Genomic DNA, 19,024 nt, shown 5'->3' with positions numbered 1-19,024 from the left:
CAAATAAAAACGGCGGGATTTCCCGCCGTTTTTTTGATTATTCTGCCGCTTGTATTTTCGGGGATGACCGCCCGCTGTCCTGACGCATCAGATAGAGTGATGCGCCGACAATCAGCAGGGCACCCGGCCAGAAATTGATGCTTGGGGTGGCCGCAAAAACGATCCAGCCGAGAATAACATTCAGCGGCAGTTTCAGATCGTCAAAAGGCTGCAGATAGACAGCATCTGCCACGGAATAGGCGGCGATCTGGAAATATTGCGCCATGGCAGTCAGTACACCGATGGTGAGCAGGATTGACCAGATTTCCATAGATGGCGATGCAATTTCCGGAAAACCGACACCTGATGCAGCCCAGAGTGCCGCGTTAATCGGTGTGAGCAGGATCAGCATATACATGGAGATACTGGCTGTCGTTTCAAAACGGGTCAGATATTTGGTCATCACCGAATAGCCTGCCCAAAGCGCCGCAGCAAGAATTGGCAGCAGGGAATAGACTGTATAGGTGTCTGACCACGGAGCAATGATAATCAATGCGCCGATGAAACCTGCGAGAGTTGTGAGCAGGCGTGTCTGTGTTACAGCCTCGCGCAGGAACAATCTTGCACAGAGAATAACAAAAAACGGCGAGGTCATGGACAGTGCAATCACCTGCCAGATCGGCACATGGGTGAGGGCAAAAATCCACACCTGCACACCGGCGGCAGCCAGCGCCACGCGAATAATATGCAGCCCGAGATGATTGGTGCGCAGTGCCTGTGCGCCTTCGCGGATCAGCAGCGGTAAGGTCAGTACAAGGGCGATGACATATTGCCAGAAAGCAATAATAACCGAAGGGATACCGGTGCGTGTGCCCGCCCATTGGGTGGCGACATTGACGCCCGCATAAGCCGCTCCGGCTGCCAGCATGAGTGCTGCACCGCGGACGGTTGGTTTTAATGTTTGAACAGAGGCAATTGGGCTCAACGTTTTTCTTCCTGTCTCGTAAGCCGTTACCCCAGGGATTGGGAAATGCTACGGGAAGAAAATTGCATAATGGCGGCAAAAAACGCCGCGCATGATGCCATTTCAGCCCCGCTCTCTCTCATCCGGACTATGACCGTCGGCTTCGGATTCACACCGAATCTGCTGACCTTAACCGACATATTTTGTCTCTGACGGCTTGCAAATGTCGTTTTTCTACGCTTTCCGGTGCTCATATACTCAAAGTACACTCCGCTCCGGTTCTCGAAAAACACCATTTTCAGCACGCCATAACCAAAATCTGAGCCTGCAAGATGATGATATAGATCATGCCGGCATCATTCGATTAAGCGCTCGCGGGCTTCAGACTTCCGCCTGTTACCGCCGGTGGGGAATTACACCCCGCCCTGAGAACGATTAAAATTATTATGAGCAAAGCGCCGGACAGTTCCGGTTCTTGCTGCATGAGCCGAATTTATGGTGCGGGCAGGGATAAATCAAGTCGCATAACCGGCAACGCTGTGTCCTGAAAACACTGTTTAATATCTTGCGATATGTGCGGCGAAAAATAATGTGAAAATGACGGTCATTGACCTGTGTTTCAGTCTTTTGTCACCTGCGAAATCACTTTTAAGAGACTTCATCATGCGCTTATGCAGTTAAATCTGCTGCTTTGAATCGCATTATGACTGTTATTTCAGTGATTTTGACTGCCTTTTGTGTCATTTCCGGCAAATGTTCGGGTGGAAGCCTGCGCTTTTTTGGCGGAGACATAGAGGCAGGGAGCAGAGCAGCATGTATTACGATAAAGTACAAAAAAATAAAATCACGCAAAAACCGTGGTTTTTGGGCGCATTCGCCCTTGTTACCTTCATTTTTATGGTCTGGAAGAACTGGCATCTGACAGGCGCAGCCGATGCTGCCGCTACGGGTTTGGCCGGATTATTGCAGACATCGGGTGGCATAATTGCGGTTGCAGCCGTCACTTCGCTGGTTCTGACGCTGATTATCAATCTTGTCGGTAAGTTGCCGATGCAGATACAGACGATTGTTGTCTGGCTGGCATTGCTCTCTGCTTCTCTGTATTTCTTCTACAGCTTTGATCTGTCTTACACTTTTATCCTGTCGAAGCTGCCATTCCTGATTACGCAGGGCGTATTCACGACCGTTTATATCTCGGCGATTTCCATTGCGATTGCTTTTGTATTGGCGATTGTTGGTGCGGTTGCCAAACTTTCACAGAACGGTTTTGCGGTTGCTATCGCCTCATTTTACACGTCATTTTTCCGCGGCGTGCCGCTGCTGATCCAGATCTATCTGATTTATCTGGGTATTCCGCAGCTTGGCTATGTGATTGATGCGGTTCCTGCCGGTGTGCTTGCCCTGTCGCTCTGCTACGGCGCTTATATGACCGAAATTTTTCGCGGCGGGATCATGTCCATTCCGCGTGGTCAGTGGGAAGCTGCCCGTGCCCTTGGTCTGCGTCCGTTCACCACTCTGCGCAAAGTAATCATGCCGCAGGCGATGAAACTGATCATCCCGCCGACAGGAAACCAGTTCATTGCGATGCTGAAAGACTCATCACTTGTCTCGGTGATTGGTGTCTGGGAGCTGATGTTCCTTGCCCGTACGCAGGGTCGTGAAGAATTCCGCCATCTGGAAATGCTGATCACTGCTGCACTGCTGTACTGGATTTTGTCGATCATTCTCGAACGCTGTCAGGCCGTGCTGGAAAATCGCATGAAGCGTCAGGAGCGCTGATGAATACGGACGGTCAGCCGTTCTGACCACAACTATCTATTGTTGTTCGCATAGCGTTTATTCCGGTGAGGTCATTTGATTAGCGCTATGCTCTGGGGAGGAAACCATATGAAGAATGCAATTTTATCTGCTGCCGTTGCAGCACTGGCACTGACTGTCAGCCTGCCTGCTTTTGCCGGTGAAACGCTGGATCGCGTGACCAGCAAAAAAGAACTGGTTGTGGCAACTGCCGCGAACTGGCCGCCGCAGTCTTTCATGAAAGACGACAAGCTGGTGGGTTTTGACATTGATGTTGCAACCGAAGTTGCCAAACGTCTGGGTGCGACTGCCCGTTTTGTGACACCGGAATGGGGCATCATCACTGCCGGTCACTGGAATGGCCGCTGGGATATTTCTGTAGGTTCCATGACCCCGACATCAGGCCGCGCCCGCGTGCTCGATTTCCCGATTGTTTATTATTACACGCCTTATGTTTTCACCGTGCACAAAGATTCCAAGGCTGAAAAGCGTGCGGACCTGAACGGCAAGACTATTGGTGTTGAAGGCGGCACAACCACCGAAGATTATATCAATGGCAGCCTGAAGATTGATGCCGTTGGTGTGCCGGAATTCAAATATGACGTGAAACCGGGCGATATTAAAACCTATGGCGACAGCGTAGGTCCGCTGGATGATCTGCGTCTTGGTGACGGCACCCGTCTTGATGCAACAGTCTCCGCTATGCCAACCGTGGAAAATGCGGTGAAGCGCGGTTATCCGATCCGCGCACTGGCAGATGAGCCGGCATTCTACGAGCCGCTGGCTGTTGCCGTTGACAAGGGTGATCCTGAATTTTCAGCTAAGGTTAAAGAGATCTTTGAACAGCTGAAAACAGACGGCACAATGTCTGATTTGTCCGTAAAATGGTACGGCGTGGATTATACCAAGCTTAAATAATCAGTCTGTTTATGCATGCCGGTTTCTGGACTTCCCCCGTAGTCAGAAACCGGTATTGTCTTTTACAAACTGAAACGCATTTTCTGTAAGAAGCAGTATCATTATGAGTTCATATCCGGCTACCTATTACAGCGCCACACGCGTTGCTTCATCTTCTGCCTATGAAAGCTTGCAGCAAAATTTGCAGGCCGATGTTTGTATTGTCGGCGGCGGACTTGCCGGTCTGACAACCGCATGGGAATTGCTGAAACGCAATAAATCCGTGATCGTGATTGAAGCGAATAAAGTGAGCTGGGGTGCGTCGGGGCGCAATGGCGGCTTCTGTCTGAACGGCTGGGCTGAAGGCTTGGGCGCGATTGAAAAACGCAGCGGCTTTGAGGATGCAAAAAAGCTGTTTGCCATGTCGGTTGAAGGCGTGGAAATTGTTCGTGAAAATATTGAGCAGAATAATCTGCCCGATTGCAATATTGTCAAAGGCAAGCTCAGCGTTGTGCGCTATGAGGCTGCGGACCAGATGCAGCGCTACCGTGATCGCATGGCGCAGCATTTCAATTATGAATATGAATATCTGGACACTGCTGCCGTTCGTCAGAAGCTGAATACGCCGATCTATAAGCAGGCACTGCGTGACAGTACCGGCTTCCATTTTCATCCGCTGAATTATGCATTGGGTCTGGCTGATCTGATCCGCGCCAAAGGCGGCCGGATTTTTGAAGACAGCGCTATGCAGTCTTTCACGCGTAACCCACAGGCCGGTGCCACAGGACGTTATACGGTGAAAACCGCACAGGGTTCTGTGCAATGCGATGATGTGGTGTTGTGCTGTGGTGGTTATGGGGGTTCCCAGTTCGGCAAGTTGCGCCGTTCATTCCTGCCGATCGCCACTTATGTTGTACTGACTGAAAAGCTGGGCAGCCGTTTACAGGATTTCATCCGCACCACTGATGCGGTTGGTGATGACCGTCGCTCATCCGATTATTATCGTGTGGTGGAAGGTGACCGCATTCTCTGGGGCGGGCGCATTACCACCAAGAATGAGCAGGATGAGACACGTCTCGCTGCAATTCTGCGCAAGGATATGTGCGATGTGTTTGCCGGTCTGAAAGATGTGAAAATCGAAAAGGCATGGTCTGGTCTGATGGGCTATTCGCGCCATAAAATGCCTCACATTGCTAAAGTTGAAGACGGTGTATGGGCATGCAGCTCTTTCGGCGGTCACGGTATGAATACGACTGCTATCGGCGGACGTGTTGTGGCTGAAGCTGTGAGTGGCGAAAGCGACCGTATCCGTCTGTTCAAACCTTATGGTCTGACATGGAATGGTGGTATTTTCGGCCCGCTGGCCGCTGAAAGCGTCTACTATTATCTGCGCCTGATGGATTACTTTCAGGAAGGTCGCTATAAGGGCGCGCATCGTTAAGACACGGAATGACGACTATGCAAATGACCGATAAGGATAAGCAGTTACTGGCATTGATGCAGAAAAACGCCCGTGAATCTGTGGCGTCTCTGGCGCGCCAGCTTGGCGTATCCCGCACGGCTTTGCAGGAGCGTATCCAGCGGCTGGAAACCAACGGGATTATTGACGGTTATTCGGTGCGTCTCGGTTCGAATGTGAACCGCTCACCGATCCAGTGCTTTACCTTTGCGGCACTGAACAACAAGAATTTTCCTGATGTTATCAAACAGCTGAAAACTCTGACAGCGGTGCAGGCTGTACATTCGATCTCCGGTGACTGGGATCTGATTATTCATATCTGCACGGATACGCTGGAAAAGCTCAATGCCGAGATCAACAAGATCAATGAAATGATGGGTATTGTCCGCACTACATCGAATATTGTGATGGAAACAAAATTCAATCGCGGTGTTAATTTGTAAAAAAGGCGGGAAGACCCGCCTTTTTTGTTTGCAGATTTAATGACTGATCATCCACGGGCGGGCGGAAGGAAAACTCTTCGCGCCGTTTGCCGAGATTTTTGCTTTGGATTTCTTGGATTTTGATCCGCAGCAACCGCAATTCGGCCCGTGTCCTAATGACTTTGAGCTGATCGGTTCATGGGAACTGCGTTCATTCACCGCAATGGCATTACGCTTATTTGCATTCATGGATGCAAGATTAGGCGCTGTCAGCATGACGCGTTTGGCGGACGTCTCACAGTCCGGACAAGCGCAGGGCTGATCATATTCCGACATCGGGCGCAGAGCTGTGAATGGCCCGCATTCTTCGCAGGCATATTCATAAACCGGCATGTTTCACCTCAAAGATCATAGGCAATCGGCATATCAACGGAGCCGTCGAGGAACTTCTTCGGTCCTGCCGCCGACGGGCTGATATCGAAATCGAAGATTTCGGTCGGCAACCACAAAGTTGCGCAGGAGTTCGGAATATCCACCACGCCGGAGAAATGTCCCTGCACCGGAGCAGAACCGAGGATCGAGTAGGCCTGCGCACCGGAATAACCGAATTTCTTCAGATATTCGATGGCATTGAGGCAGGCCTGACGATAGGCGACATTGGCATCAAGATAATGCTGATGACCCTGTTCATCCACGGAGATACCCTGAAAGATCAGATAGTCTTTATAATTCGGCACCATCGGCGATGGTTTGAAGACCGGATTGCGAATGCCGTATTTTGCCATACCGTCTTTGATCAGATCGACTTTGATATGCAGCCAGCCGCCGGCCATTTCGATGGCACCGCAGAAGGTGATTTCGCCGTCGCCCTGACTGAAGTGTAGGTCACCCATAGAGAGACCGGCACCGTCAACATAGACAGGGAAATAGATTTTTGAACCGCGCGACAGGTCTTTAATATCGCAATTGCCGCCATGTTCGCGTGGCGGAACAGTGCGTGCGCCTTCCGCTGCGATCTTGTCGAAGGTTTCACCCTTCTTGATCGAACCTAGATGGGCAGTGCGGGCATGCGGTGGATTGGCCAGTGGTGGCACACGATTTGGTTCTGTTGCAATCAGGCCAAGTTCACGGGTGTTCCACATTTCCAGCATTTTGCGGTCAGGCAGTGTGCCGATCAGACCCGGATGGATCATACCGGCAAAGCTGACACCCGGAACGTGACGGGAGCGGGTAAACATGCCCTCATAATGCCAGATGGATTTCTGGGCGCTCGGGAAATGGTCGGTCAGGAAACCACCGCCATTGGTCTTGGAGAAGAAGCCGTTAAAACCCCATTCATGGCCTTTGAGTGTTCCGGCATCAAGAATATCGACCACGAGAAGATCGCCGGGTTTGGCACCTTTGATACCGATAGGGCCGGAGAGAAAATGCACCGTTGTCAGATCGACATCGCGGATATCTTCAGCGGAATCATTGTTCTTGATCGCACCGCCGGTCCAGTCGACAGTCTCGACGAGGAAGTCATCGCCGGGATCAACCCAGACATTGATCGGAATATCCGGATGCCAGCGATTATGCAGGTTCTCATTGTCATAAGCGGACTGTGAAAGATCAACGGAAATCAGAGTCTCAGGCATGGTCTTTCCTCTTTACACACACCATTTCCGGACTGTTTTGAGCCGGAACTGCGATTGTCTTGTGCATCTGATAAGGAAAGCAAAAGGCCGGATTATTTTTTATATGTCTCTGGTTTTATTCAGATATTGGTTTGATGGCCGATGCTGAAATATCAGAAGCAAGGAAAGCCTATTTTGTCAGCAGGGTGAAGTAAAGCGGGGTGCCATGAGGCATTTTTACCTGTTGGTATAATAAATTAAAAAAAATCCCGCCGCTTTTGTTGAGGCGGCGGGATTTTTATTCATGCAATGTACCATTTGGCGGATAATGTTTGCAGTGCCTCATAGGCTGAGAGCACTGTTTCCATTTGCGCCGTATGGCCGCGAATGAAATCTTCGCCGTAAATGGTTTCGTCCGGATATTCGGTGATCAGCGTCAGCGGTACCGTATGACGGTCATCAACACCGATCAGGCAAGGGAAGCCGTTGATGATGCGGAAGCCGGTTTCGCCTGCGTGTTTTTCAAACAAGGCGATCTGCGCATTATTGTATTCCACCAGACCATCAATGGCCGAGAGATGACGGGTGACATGATCAACCAGCTCTTCGGACTGCTGTGCCCAGTCAGAGTGATGGCGGACGATGAGGAAAAAGCCTTTCGGCAGTGTCCACATGCCAAAACCGCGCGGAATATAGCCGGAGAGCGGGCGTGTCCATTCATGAGACGGATAGCCGTGCAGATTCACGTGAAGCTTGGCACCGGTCAGCGCTTCAGCCTGCGTGCGGATGGCTTTTTCCCAGAGCTTTTCGCCATTCTTGTCCTTGGTGCGATATTCCAGATCATCGCCCATTGCGGTGTAACGTGCCGCATGGTGCATATGTTTCGGATTATCAGCGCAGAGACGACGATGCAGCTCATAGCCGTCAGGATTTTCCTGCGGGGAGATGGTGAAATGCGCCCCTTTACGGGATTTCAGCTCATGGGCTGCCCGCAATGCACCGACCACACCGGTGGTTTCATTGGCATGCTGACCGCCGCTGATAATCATCGGCTCATCTGTGCCTTTGATATAGCGGCCAAGAACGCTGCGGCCGGAACGGGATTGGGCGCTGAATGCCTCACCACCAATAAGTTCCAGCTCCTGTGCGATCTGTGCTGCAAATAGCGGTGCCTGTGCTGTGGCAAGCGTCTGGCTTTCGCCGGTGCAGTCCTGCGTGGACAAAGCGCGGGCAGCGATGCGGATAGAAGGCGCTGCATCTGCGTAAGTAATTTCCGGCACGATCTGTCCCGGCTGCAAACCACGGTCACCGAGCGGGCGGCCGGATTTTTTCTGAAACACTTCTAATAGTGCAAAGTAAAAATCTTCGTGCAGTGCTTCTGTCAGGCTGATTGCTTCTTCCGCGTGAGTTAGCTTCTGATCTGTGATTGGTAGCGAGACAGCAATATTCAGCTCTTCAAAATAAGGCTCTGTATCGCCCCATGTATGATTAGCTATTGCTGCAATACCGGCGTGAAACAGTTGTTCAAAATCTGTCTCAAAACGCTCGGATGTGGTCGTGTCCTGATGGGTGATTTTCAGCCAGCCGGTAGGCGACAATAAGGTTTCGCCAACCGCATCCTGATGGATGCGGTTTGGTGCGAAAACCGCGTGTTGCGTGACGGTGCCGTTTTCGTCTGTCAGGGTCACCTGATAGATGAAATCCTGTTTGCCGGAGGGTTTGAAATCCACCTCTGCATCGCCGGTCAGTTTGCTCAGCGGATAGGTTTCCAGCAAAAAGCGGTTTGGCGCACAGGCATCATGGGCAGGATAGGCAATGCTGATCTGCTTGAGATTGCTGCAATCCACATCTTCAAGAAAGCAATGCACCAGTGGCTTATAGGCACTATGCAGCTTGGCTTTAACACCAAGTGCCTGCAACTTTGCTTCTGCAGTTTTGCGGCTTGGGCAATCATCGAACAGCCAAGCCTCAACCGTTGCGCCTTTCATCGACGGATCGGAAAAGCGGGCAACCAGCTTGTCGAGGCTGCGCTCAAAGCTTTTTTCAAAGATCATGCTCATCGTGATGTTCTCCCTGTCGGATCAAGGCTGTCACGCAGCCAGTCGCCCAGAAGATTAAGACCAAGCACTGTCAGCAAAATTGCCAAACCTGGGAAAACACTGACCCACCATGCGGTTTGCAGGTAAGTACGGCCATCGGCCAACATACCGCCCCAGCTCGGAATGGTCGGATCAACACCAAGCCCCAAGAACGTCAGGCTGGATTCCAGCAGAATATTATTGGCAACATTCAGTGTCATCAGCACGATCACCGGACCAAGCAGGTTCGGCAGCAGATGCTGGAAAATAATGCGCCAGTCTTTGACACCGATTGCACGGGCGGAGAGGATGAATTCACGCTCACGCAGCGCCAGTACCGAACCGCGCACCAGACGGGCATATTGTACCCATTGGGAAACGATCAGCAGGATGATGGTGTTCATCAGGCCGCCACCGACAATGGCGATAAAGGTAATGGCCAGCAGGATGAATGGCAATGCGAGCTGCACATCGGCAAAGCGCATCACCACCATATCCCAGAAACCGCGATAGTAACCGGCAATCAGACCCATGATAACGCCGACAACCACGGCACCGGCAACTGAGACAAAGCCGACCAGCAGCGAGATTTTACCGCCGGTAACAACGCGTGCCAGCACATCGCGGCCGAGCGGATCGGTGCCGAAAATATGGGACATATTGGTGAATGGCGGCGTAAGACGCGCCATCAGATCGATCTTGTCCGCACCGCCGGGAAACAACAGGCCGGAGAACAGCACGGCAAGACAGATAATAGCTGTCAGGCCGACACCGAGAATGAATTCGAGGCTGAACAGGCGGGAGAACAGCAGGGAAGAGGAAGTTTTCGCGGCCATTTTCTACTCCGTCCGGATACGCGGATCGACAAGACCATAGGCAATATCGACCAGAAGATTGACACCGATAATCATAAGCGACAGCACGGTGATGCTTGCCTGCAGAACCGGATAGTCACGACCGGAAACCGCATCGAAAGCCAGTGTGCCCATGCCGGGCCAGTTGAACACGCGCTCAACCACCACAATACCGCCGAGCAACCCGCCGAATTGCAGGCCGAAATAGGTAATCAGCGGAATGGCGCAATTGCGCAGTGCATGTTTGTACAGCACCTTGTTTTCGCTCAGGCCCTTGGCGCGTGCCACCATAATATACTGGGACTGCAGGGTCTCTAACATGGAGGTGCGCACCAGACGCACATTGGTAGCAGTGAGGATAATCCCCATTGTCACCGCAGGCATAATGAAGCTAGCAAAACCATCCATGCCACTTGGCGGCAGCCATTGCAGACCGACAGCAAACAGCAGCACCAGCATGGTTGCGAGCCAGAAGTTCGGGAAAGACAGGCCGACGAGCGACAGGATACGGATCAGCTGATCTGCCCATTTGCCGCGCGATACCGCTGCTTTAATGCCGAGCGGGATCGAAATAATGATCGAAACGGCCATGGATGCAAAAGCCAGCAGCAAAGTGGCAGGCAGGGCATCTTTAATCAGCAGGGAAACCGGTGTGCCGCCAAGGAAGCTGCGCCCGAAATCCAGAGTGAACAAGCCTTTGATGAAATTCATATATTGTACGATGAAGGGCTGGTTCAGCCCCAGACCTTCACGGATGCGCTCCAGATCGGCTTCGGTTACGCTGCCCGCACCTTGAGTGAGCATCAGCGCCGGATCACCGGTCATACGGATTGCGAAAGCGACAGTCAAAGTCACGACAATGACGACAAAGATCGCCTGTAAAATTCGTTTGATCAGAAACCCGGCCAAAATTCTTATCCTTTATAAGATCAAGGAAATACCGCGCCGGCAAAAAGACCGGCGCGGTTTAGTCTGTTTATTAGTCAACGCTGACTTCGGTGAGGCGCAGACGGCTGTCCGGTGCCGGTACGAAATCTTTCACGCGCTTGTTGATGCCGTAAATCGCTTTGAGATTGTAAAGCGGCATTTCCAATGCGCGGTCGGCGGCGTATTTCGCGATTTCCTTGAGGATTTCTTCACGCTTGGCACGATCGGTAATTGCGCGCTGGGATTCCAGCAGCTCATTCATTTTCGCATCATTGTCATACGGGTTCCATTTTTCACCGGCGTGATACATGGAATAAGCGGTGTTATCGTAATCGAATGTCCAGCCGCCCCATGACTGCTGGAACATCGCGCCGGTTTTACCCTGCGGGATGATGTCATTCAGCAATACGTTGGTTTCATATGGCTTGATGGTCGCATTGATACCGATGATCTGCAGATAGCTGGAAACAGCCTGCACAACTTCGTTGAATGTCGCATCATTACCGCGAATGTCGATCTGCACGGCTGCACCCGGCTTAACACCGGCTTCTGCCAGAAGCTTCTTCGCGCCTTCCGGATCATATGGCAGCGGCTTCATATCCGCGTCATAACCGAAGGAAAGCGCCCCCTGAAGGCTGGCAATCGGTTCAGCCTGACCACCGAGAATGGACTTGATGATGGTGTCGCGATCAACACCGAGGATCAGCGCCTTACGCACACGTTCATCAGCGGTAATACCGTCGCGGGTATTATAACGCAGCGAATAAACGGTTGGACCGGCAGTGGTGACAATCGCCAGATTAGGATCAGCTTCAATGGTCGGGATCATGCCGATAGGAATTGTCGGCGGGATCACCAGATCAACGCGGCCTGCCTGCAATTCGGCAACGGCTGTTGATGGTTCGGTGATGAAGCGGTATTCAAGTTCCGAGAGCTTTGGTGCGCCGCCCCAATGGTCAGCAAAAGCTTCCATCTGAATGCCGACTTTTGGCTTGTAGCTGGTGACTTTGAACGGGCCGGTGCCGACAGGATTGGCGTTGAAGAAATCATCGCCTTTTTCCTGAATATATTTTGGCGGCACGATCATCGCGCCGTAACCGGCGAGCTTGGTCATCAGAACCGGATCGGTCGCTTTCAGGTGAAAATCGACAGTCTTGTCGTCGATGACTTCGATTTTTTCAATCGCAACATAGTTAGAGCGCTGCGGGCCTTTGGCACCTTCATCACCGAGCAGACGCTCAAAGGTGAATTTGACAGCTTCTGCATTGAAAGGCTCGCCATTGTGGAATTTTACATTCTCACGCAGGTTGAAACGGATACGCTTGCCTTCGTCCAGCTCTTCCCAAGATGTGGCGAGGGCCGGTACGATTTTCAGATCAGGGCCGCGATAGACCAGACCGTCATAAATATTGGTGGCAACAGATGCCCAGTTGACCAGAAATGTGTCAATCGGATCCCAGCTGCCCGGATCCTGCGGTGAGGATACGGTCATTTTACCGGCAGCGAATGCCGGTGCGGATGACAGGGCAACAGCAGACAATGCTGTGCCGACAGTCAGCGCTGTGAGTAATGCTTTAAGCTTCATAATCTCGACTCCCCTTTTGTAAACAATGAAACAGATGTTAGATTTTATGCACTGCGGGCAATGAAATGCCCTTTAGCGATTTCCTCATGCTGCCAGATCTGCGGTTTGTCCTCTATCCGGCGTGTTGTGCTCGGAATTTCGCCTTCCAGCATTGCGCGGTTGGTGCGCGCCAGCGGATCGGCGACAGGAACGGCAGAGAGCAGACGGCGGGTATAATCATGGGACGGTGTTTCAAACACCTGACGGCGTGAGCCGAGTTCCATGATCTGACCGAGATAAAGCACGGCCACGCGGTGGCTCATCTTCTCCACCACAGCCATGTCATGGCTGATGAAGAGATAAGCGAGACCGTGCTCTTTCTGCAGATCCATAAACAGATTGATGATCTGCGCCTGAATAGAAACGTCGAGCGCGGACAGGGCTTCATCGGCGATAATCAGCTTCGGATTGGAAGCAAGCGCGCGGGCGATACAAACACGCTGGCGCTGACCGCCGGAAAATTCGTGCGGATAACGTCCGGCAACGGCTGAACTCAGGCCTACCCGTTCCAGCAATTCGTCAACACGCTTGGTGATTGCAGCTTCATCAAGGATGAGACCGTGTGTGCGGATCGGCTCGGCAATCGAGAAGCGGATAGTTTTGCGCGGATCGAGCGAGGCAAACGGATCCTGAAAAATATACTGCACTTCCTGACGCATGCGGAAGCGCTCTGCCGAACTCATTTCTGAGAAGGCTTTGCCGTTAAAACGCATATCGCCGGAAAGCGGGTTCTGCAATTGCTGGATTGTGCGGCCGATGGTGGACTTGCCGGAACCGGATTCACCAACCAGAGCCAGTGTTTCGCCCGGATGAATATCAAAACTGACCTGCGATACTGCATTGCACACATGGGTTGTGCGGCCGAACAGGTTCTTCTTGATATTAAAGCGCACAGACAGATCGCGCACCGACAAGAGCGGCGCTTCATCAAGACGGGCAGTGTCCTGAATGCGGGTTTCACCGACCAGAACCGGTTTGTTATCTTCCAGAATTGTGACCGGCATGCGTTTCGGGAAATCTTCGCCGGCCATGCTGCCGAGTTTCGGCACGGCTGACAGCAGCACTTTGGTATAAGGATGCTGCGGATTGGCGAAAATATTGCTGACCGCGCCTTCCTCAACCTTTTTACCCTTCCACATCACCACCACATCATCGGCCATTTCCGCGACAACGCCCATATCATGGGTGATGAAGATCACAGCCATTTCCAGCTCTTTCTGGAGATCGCGGATGATGTGCAGAATCTGCGCCTGAATGGTCACGTCGAGGGCGGTGGTAGGCTCATCGGCAATCAGCAGTTTCGGACGGCAGGCCAGTGCCATCGCAATCATCACGCGCTGGCGCATACCACCGGAAAGTTGGTGCGGGAAACGGCTGAGCATGCCCTGCGCATCCGGCAGGCGTACCATTTCCAGCAGACGCTGGCCTTCTTTCAGGGCGGCTTTCTTGCTCATTTTTTCATGAAGCATCAGCACTTCGGCAATCTGGTCACCAATAGTGAAAACCGGATTGAGCGAGGTCATCGGCTCCTGAAAGATCATGGCAATTTCTTTGCCGCGAATACCGCGCATCGTCTTCTGTTCGGCTTCGAGCAGGTTCATCTGTCCCTGTGAGCCGGTGAACAGGATTTTGCCCTCAGGGAATTTTGCACCCAGCATATCTGCCAGACGCATCACCGACAGGGATGTTATGGATTTACCGGAGCCGGACTCGCCGACAATCGCTGTCGTGCGGCCGGAACGAACGGAAAAGCTCAATCCGTCCACCACGCGGGCGGTGCCGAACTCTACCGAGAGATCTTTGACTTCCAGCAAAGGCTGGGTTTCAGCTGTTTGGCGAAGCTGTGCGTCGTTCACTCCGGTCATCCTTATAGTGTAATGGCAGAACGGGCTGCCTGATTAAATGCACCCGACATAAAGCGCAGCAGAGCTGCAACTTCCGACAGGGTTTCTTCCGAAGGGCGGGCATTGGCCGTGGAATCGACGAGCAGGCGCTCGCGGATTTGCGCATAACGCGCACAGGCTTCAGCGCCTTTATCGGTAATACGGACGGTCTTTTCTTTTGCGGCCTTGCCGGTGGTCAGCAAGCCGGCATTTTCCAGCTTGCGCAGGGCATAGGTCGCAATATGCGTGTCTTCAATATCCAGAACCAGACAGATATCGGCAAGTTTCTTTTCACGTCCGCGATGACGGATCGAGTGTAGAATCAGAATTTCGATCGGGGAGAGGCCCGGCAAACCTGCAGCAGCCATGCAGCGTACCATCCAGCGGGAGAATGCATGGGACGCGAGAATCAAACCATATTCCACTTCGGATAAAGCGGTGGAACCGCCTTCTGCCAGATGGGCGGAAGAGACAATAGGGCCGATGGAAGGGACAGGGCGCAAATGCTTAGGCAGGCTGACCTCGGCCATAAATGACTCGTCATTATGATCCGCCGGTGGCGGCGATTTTTTCCTGCTCATATTGCCAGTCTCCCAATCCTGTGTATTTTATGTCACCATCTTATCGACATTTTGTCAATAAAATGAAACTATGTTTTCCAATAAACATTCAGCGTAACGGCATAATTTTGTGAGGGAGCCGATAATGAGCGCAGCGACACAAGAGATTTCAGGGGCTTGGGACTTCTGGATTGATCGTGGCGGCACATTTACGGATGTTATCGGTCGTGACCCGCAGGGTGTGCTCCACGCCCGCAAAGTGCTGTCAGAGAATCCTTCTGCCTATAAGGATGCGGCTGTTCAGGGTATCCGTCTGCATCTGGGGCTGAAAGCCGGTGAGCCGGTACCGACCGGTGCAATCGGTGAAGTACGCATGGGCACAACCGTTGCCACTAATGCACTGCTGGAGCGCAAGGGCGAAAAGCTGGCGCTGGTGACCACCAAAGGTTTCCGTGATGCGCTGCGCATTGGCTATCAGGAACGCAAGAATATTTTCGCAACGGAAATCATCAAGCCGGAAGCACTTTACGACCGCGTTGTCGAGATTGATGAGCGCGTGCTGGCCGATGGCAGCACTGAATTGCCGCTTGATCTGGCTCAGGCAGAAGCTGCGCTGCGTGCCCTGAAAGCTGAAGGCTATAATGCCGTCGCAATCGTCTTCATGCATGCCTATAAATTCCCTGCCCATGAAGCTGCTGTTGCTAAAATCGCCCGCGATATTGGCATTGAACAGGTTTCTGTCAGCCATGAAGTGTCGCCGCTGATTAAGCTGGTCGGCCGTGGTGATACGACTGTTGTTGATGCTTATTTGTCGCCGGTTTTGCGCCGTTATGTGGCACAGGTTTCCCGCGAACTCGACGTAGAACGCACCGGTGCGCGCGTGATGTTCATGATGTCCTCCGGTGGTCTGACGGCTGCGGATATGTTTCAGGGTAAAGACGCGATTCTCTCCGGCCCTGCCGGCGGGGTGGTCGGACTTGCCCGTACCGGTGAAACCGCCGGTTTTGGTCAGGTTATCGGCTTTGATATGGGTGGTACATCAACGGATGTGGCGCATTTTGACGGCGAATATGAACGCGCTTTTGAAACCGAAGTGGCCGGTGTGCGCGTGCGCGCACCGATGATGCTGATCCACACGGTTGCTGCTGGTGGTGGCTCTATCCTGCATTTTGATGCCGGTCGTTTCCGCGTTGGCCCTGATTCTGCCGGCGCAAATCCGGGACCAGCCTGCTACCGCAATGGCGGTCCGCTGGCTGTAACCGATGCCAATGTGATGCTCGGTAAATTGATTCCGGATTATTTCCCGTCGATCTTTGGTCCTGATCAAGACAAACCGCTGGATGTTGAGCGTGTTCGCGCATTATTCACGCAGATGGCTGATGAAATCGGCGATGATCGCTCACCAGAAAGCGTGGCAGACGGTTTCATCCGTATTGCCGTTGCGAACATGGTTGAAGCGATCAAGAAGATTTCCGTACAGCGCGGTTATGATGTGACCCGCTACGCCTTGAGCTGCTTTGGTGGTGCCGGTGGTCAGCACGCCTGTCTGGTAGCCGATGCTCTGGGCATGAAGAATATTCTGCTGCATCCGATGTCCGGTCTGCTGTCGGCCTATGGTATGGGCTTGGCTGATATCCGTGCCACCCGTCAAAAAGCACTGGGTGTTGATCTTAATGCGGATGCGCCTGCCGAATTGCAGCGCCTTGGTGCCGAACTGGCCACTGAGTGTGTGGCTGAACTTACTGCACAGGGCGTGGAAGAGCAGGTTATTACCAAGCATCTGCGTGCCCATATTCGTTATGCGGGCACAGATACCGTGCTTTCCGTTGAGGCAACTTATCCGGCAGTTGATGCGGCTTCGCGCCTGCGGGCTGAATTTGAAGCAGCGCATAAGCGTCGTTTTGGTTTCATTGCGGAAAATAAAGCGCTGGTCATTGATGCTGTTGAACTCGAAACTGTCGGCGGTGGTGCCGGTGAGGGCGAGGCAGCAGGCAATATTGGTGAGGCAACTGAAGCGCAGGCTGACCGTCAGACACGCTTCTATTCACAAGGTGCGTTCCATGATGCAGCTGTTGTGGTGCGTGAGAATATGCAGCGCGGCCAGACTGTTACCGGTCCTGCAATCATTATTGAGAAAAACCAGACTATTATCATTGAAGATGGCTGGCAGGCACGCCTGACCGAGCATGATCATGTGGTGCTGACCCGCATTAAGGCGCTGTCGAAACGCGTTGCCATCGGTACCGAAGCTGATCCGGTCATGCTGGAGATTTTCAACAATCTGTTCATGTCGATTGCTGAGCAGATGGGCGTGACTCTGCAGAACACTGCCTATTCGGTGAATATTAAAGAGCGCCTCGATTTCTCCTGCGCGGTCTTTGATGCGACAGGCAATCTGGTTGCCAATGCGCCGCATATGCCTGTGCATCTGGGCTCGATGGATGCGTCTGTTGCCACAGCTATCCGTGAGAATCCGGTGATTAAACCGGGCGATGTTTTCCTGATTAACGCGCCTTATAATGGCGGCACGCATTTGCCCGATCTGACCGTGTGTACGCCGGTCTTCGATGATGAGCAGACAGAAATCCGTTTCTGGGTTGCCAGCCGTGGTCACCATGCCGATATCGGCGGTATTGCACCGGGTTCGATGTCGCCGCTGGCGGTGAATATTGAGCAGGAAGGTGTCTATATCGACAATTTCAAACTGGTCGATCAGGGGCAGTTCCGCGAAGAAGCACTGGGTGATCTGCTCAATGGTGCCAAATATCCGGTGCGTAATCTCACCCAGAACGTCAATGATCTGAAAGCTCAGATTGCTGCCAATGAAAAAGGCGTGGCTGAATTGCGCAAGATGATTGTGCATTTCGGTGAGGATGTTGTGAAAGCCTATATGGGGCATGTGCAGGATAATGCTGCCGAAAGCGTGCGCCGTGTGCTGGATCAATTGCCGGATGGTCAGTTCACCTATGAATTGGATCAGGGCAGCAAGATTGAAGTGAAGGTAACGATTGACCGTGTGAAGCGTGAAGCGACGGTTGATTTCACCGGTACGTCTGAACAGCGTCCTGATAATTTCAATGCGCCGCAGCCGGTTACCCGTGCCGCCGTGCTTTATGTTTTCCGCGTACTTGTCGACGGTGATATTCCGATGAATGCCGGTTGTTTGCGCCCGATCAAAATCATCGTGCCGGAAGGCTCGATGCTGTCACCGCATTATCCGGCTGCTGTTGTGGCGGGCAATGTGGAAGTCAGTCAGGCTGTGACCAACTGTCTGTTTGGTGCGACCAAGGCCATGGCTGCGGCACAGGGTACGATGAACAATCTGACCTTCGGTAATAACGAATATCAGTATTATGAAACCATCTGCTCCGGTGCGCCGGCAGGCCCTGGTTTCAACGGTGCCGATGCGGTTCATACCCATATGACGAACTCGCGTCTGACCGATCCGGAAATTCTGGAAACCCGATTCCCTGTGATGTTGGAAGATTTCCATATCCGTGAAAATTCCGGCGGCCGCGGCAAGTGGACAGCGGGTAATGGTACGCATCGTACAATCCGCGCTCTGGAAGAACTGGAGTTTGCGATTCTCTCCGGCCATCGCCGCGTACGGCCGTTTGGCCTTGAAGGCGGTGAGGACGGCCAGCTGGGACGCAATGAAGTCCGCCGTCAGGACGGTGCTGTCGAAGTGCTGAAAGGCTGCGATCAGGTGGTTCTGAAAGCCGGTGAGGCTTTCACCATCATTACCCCGACCGGTGGCGGCTACGGCAAGAACTGAACTTTGACATAAGTACGAAATGAACAAAGCCCTTTGCCTGAAACGCAGAGGGCTTTGTTATAAATGCCACAGGTCATCCAGAAAACTTATTATTTCATACGTTAATTCTGTTTTTACCATGTTGTTGTCATAGATGTGGTTTCTCAGGTTTCAGACTTGCTGAATGAAAAACGCAGCCTCCCGCGTTCA

At 52.5% G+C, this 19,024-nt stretch carries 14 protein-coding genes and 1 riboswitch; of the genes, 5 read left to right on the top strand and 9 right to left on the bottom strand.

Features of this window, described 5'->3' with window-relative positions; all coding sequences use genetic code 11:
• Nucleotides 1–37: 37 nt before the first annotated feature.
• Nucleotides 38–907 (bottom strand): DMT family transporter, encoded by an 870-nt coding sequence (locus LDL70_RS11650; RefSeq protein WP_075657154.1) that lies wholly within the window; start codon nt 905–907, stop codon nt 38–40.
• Between the two features lie 163 nt (nt 908–1,070).
• Nucleotides 1,071–1,380: riboswitch (FMN riboswitch) on the bottom strand.
• 376 nt (nt 1,381–1,756) lie between these two features.
• Between LDL70_RS11650 and LDL70_RS11645 the strand changes: the two genes are divergently transcribed.
• From LDL70_RS11645 to LDL70_RS11630, 4 genes are all read left to right on the top strand, one after another.
• The gene (locus LDL70_RS11645) at nt 1,757–2,722 is read left to right on the top strand and encodes an amino acid ABC transporter permease (RefSeq protein WP_225685117.1); all 966 of its coding nucleotides are present in this window, start codon (nt 1,757–1,759) and stop codon (nt 2,720–2,722) included.
• Between the two features lie 108 nt (nt 2,723–2,830).
• On the top strand, nt 2,831–3,658 hold the full coding sequence (locus LDL70_RS11640; RefSeq protein WP_022712548.1) for a transporter substrate-binding domain-containing protein: 828 nt from the start codon (nt 2,831–2,833) through the stop codon (nt 3,656–3,658).
• A 103-nt stretch (nt 3,659–3,761) separates the two neighbouring features.
• Nucleotides 3,762–5,078, top strand: coding sequence for an FAD-binding oxidoreductase (locus LDL70_RS11635; RefSeq protein ID WP_151160073.1), 1,317 nt, complete (start codon nt 3,762–3,764; stop codon nt 5,076–5,078).
• 17 nt (nt 5,079–5,095) lie between these two features.
• A complete protein-coding gene (locus LDL70_RS11630; RefSeq protein WP_022712550.1) occupies nt 5,096–5,539 on the top strand; it encodes an Lrp/AsnC family transcriptional regulator in 444 nt (147 codons plus the stop codon).
• Nucleotides 5,540–5,575: 36 nt separating this feature from the next.
• Here the strand turns inward: LDL70_RS11630 and LDL70_RS11625 are convergent, their stop codons facing one another.
• The 8 genes from LDL70_RS11625 to LDL70_RS11590 all read right to left on the bottom strand — a co-directional run bounded on the left by LDL70_RS11625 (nt 5,576) and on the right by LDL70_RS11590 (nt 15,081).
• The gene (locus LDL70_RS11625) at nt 5,576–5,911 is read right to left on the bottom strand and encodes a zinc ribbon domain-containing protein (protein ID WP_225685116.1); all 336 of its coding nucleotides are present in this window, start codon (nt 5,909–5,911) and stop codon (nt 5,576–5,578) included.
• Nucleotides 5,912–5,919: 8 nt separating this feature from the next.
• Nucleotides 5,920–7,155: a formamidase gene (gene fmdA, locus LDL70_RS11620; protein WP_225685115.1), complete on the bottom strand. Its 1,236-nt coding sequence runs from the start codon at nt 7,153–7,155 to the stop codon at nt 5,920–5,922.
• 281 nt (nt 7,156–7,436) lie between these two features.
• Nucleotides 7,437–9,194: a M14 family metallopeptidase gene (locus LDL70_RS11615; RefSeq protein ID WP_225685114.1), complete on the bottom strand. Its 1,758-nt coding sequence runs from the start codon at nt 9,192–9,194 to the stop codon at nt 7,437–7,439.
• On the bottom strand, nt 9,191–10,048 hold the full coding sequence (locus LDL70_RS11610; protein WP_022712554.1) for an ABC transporter permease: 858 nt from the start codon (nt 10,046–10,048) through the stop codon (nt 9,191–9,193). Before LDL70_RS11610 ends, LDL70_RS11615 begins: the two co-directional genes overlap by 4 nt.
• A gap of 3 nt (nt 10,049–10,051) precedes the next feature.
• Nucleotides 10,052–10,975: an ABC transporter permease gene (locus LDL70_RS11605; RefSeq protein ID WP_075657004.1), complete on the bottom strand. Its 924-nt coding sequence runs from the start codon at nt 10,973–10,975 to the stop codon at nt 10,052–10,054.
• Nucleotides 10,976–11,045: 70 nt separating this feature from the next.
• Nucleotides 11,046–12,578, bottom strand: a complete 1,533-nt coding sequence (locus LDL70_RS11600; protein WP_225685113.1) for an ABC transporter substrate-binding protein — start codon at nt 12,576–12,578, stop codon at nt 11,046–11,048.
• A 44-nt stretch (nt 12,579–12,622) separates the two neighbouring features.
• The gene (locus tag LDL70_RS11595; protein ID WP_225685112.1) at nt 12,623–14,473 is read right to left on the bottom strand and encodes an ABC transporter ATP-binding protein; all 1,851 of its coding nucleotides are present in this window, start codon (nt 14,471–14,473) and stop codon (nt 12,623–12,625) included.
• A gap of 11 nt (nt 14,474–14,484) precedes the next feature.
• Nucleotides 14,485–15,081 (bottom strand): winged helix DNA-binding protein, encoded by a 597-nt coding sequence (locus LDL70_RS11590; RefSeq protein ID WP_022712558.1) that lies wholly within the window; start codon nt 15,079–15,081, stop codon nt 14,485–14,487.
• Between the two features lie 124 nt (nt 15,082–15,205).
• On the opposite strand from LDL70_RS11590, the gene LDL70_RS11585 reads away from it, so the two are divergent.
• Nucleotides 15,206–18,835, top strand: coding sequence for a hydantoinase B/oxoprolinase family protein (locus LDL70_RS11585; protein ID WP_225685111.1), 3,630 nt, complete (start codon nt 15,206–15,208; stop codon nt 18,833–18,835).
• The last annotated feature ends 189 nt before the right edge of the window (nt 18,836–19,024 follow it).

Source organism: Pseudochrobactrum sp. XF203 (genome assembly GCF_020341615.1).
GTDB lineage: Bacteria > Pseudomonadota > Alphaproteobacteria > Rhizobiales > Rhizobiaceae > Pseudochrobactrum > Pseudochrobactrum saccharolyticum.
The sequence above is the reverse complement of the archived record's forward strand: the minus strand, read 5'-3'. Positions and strand labels throughout refer to the sequence as shown.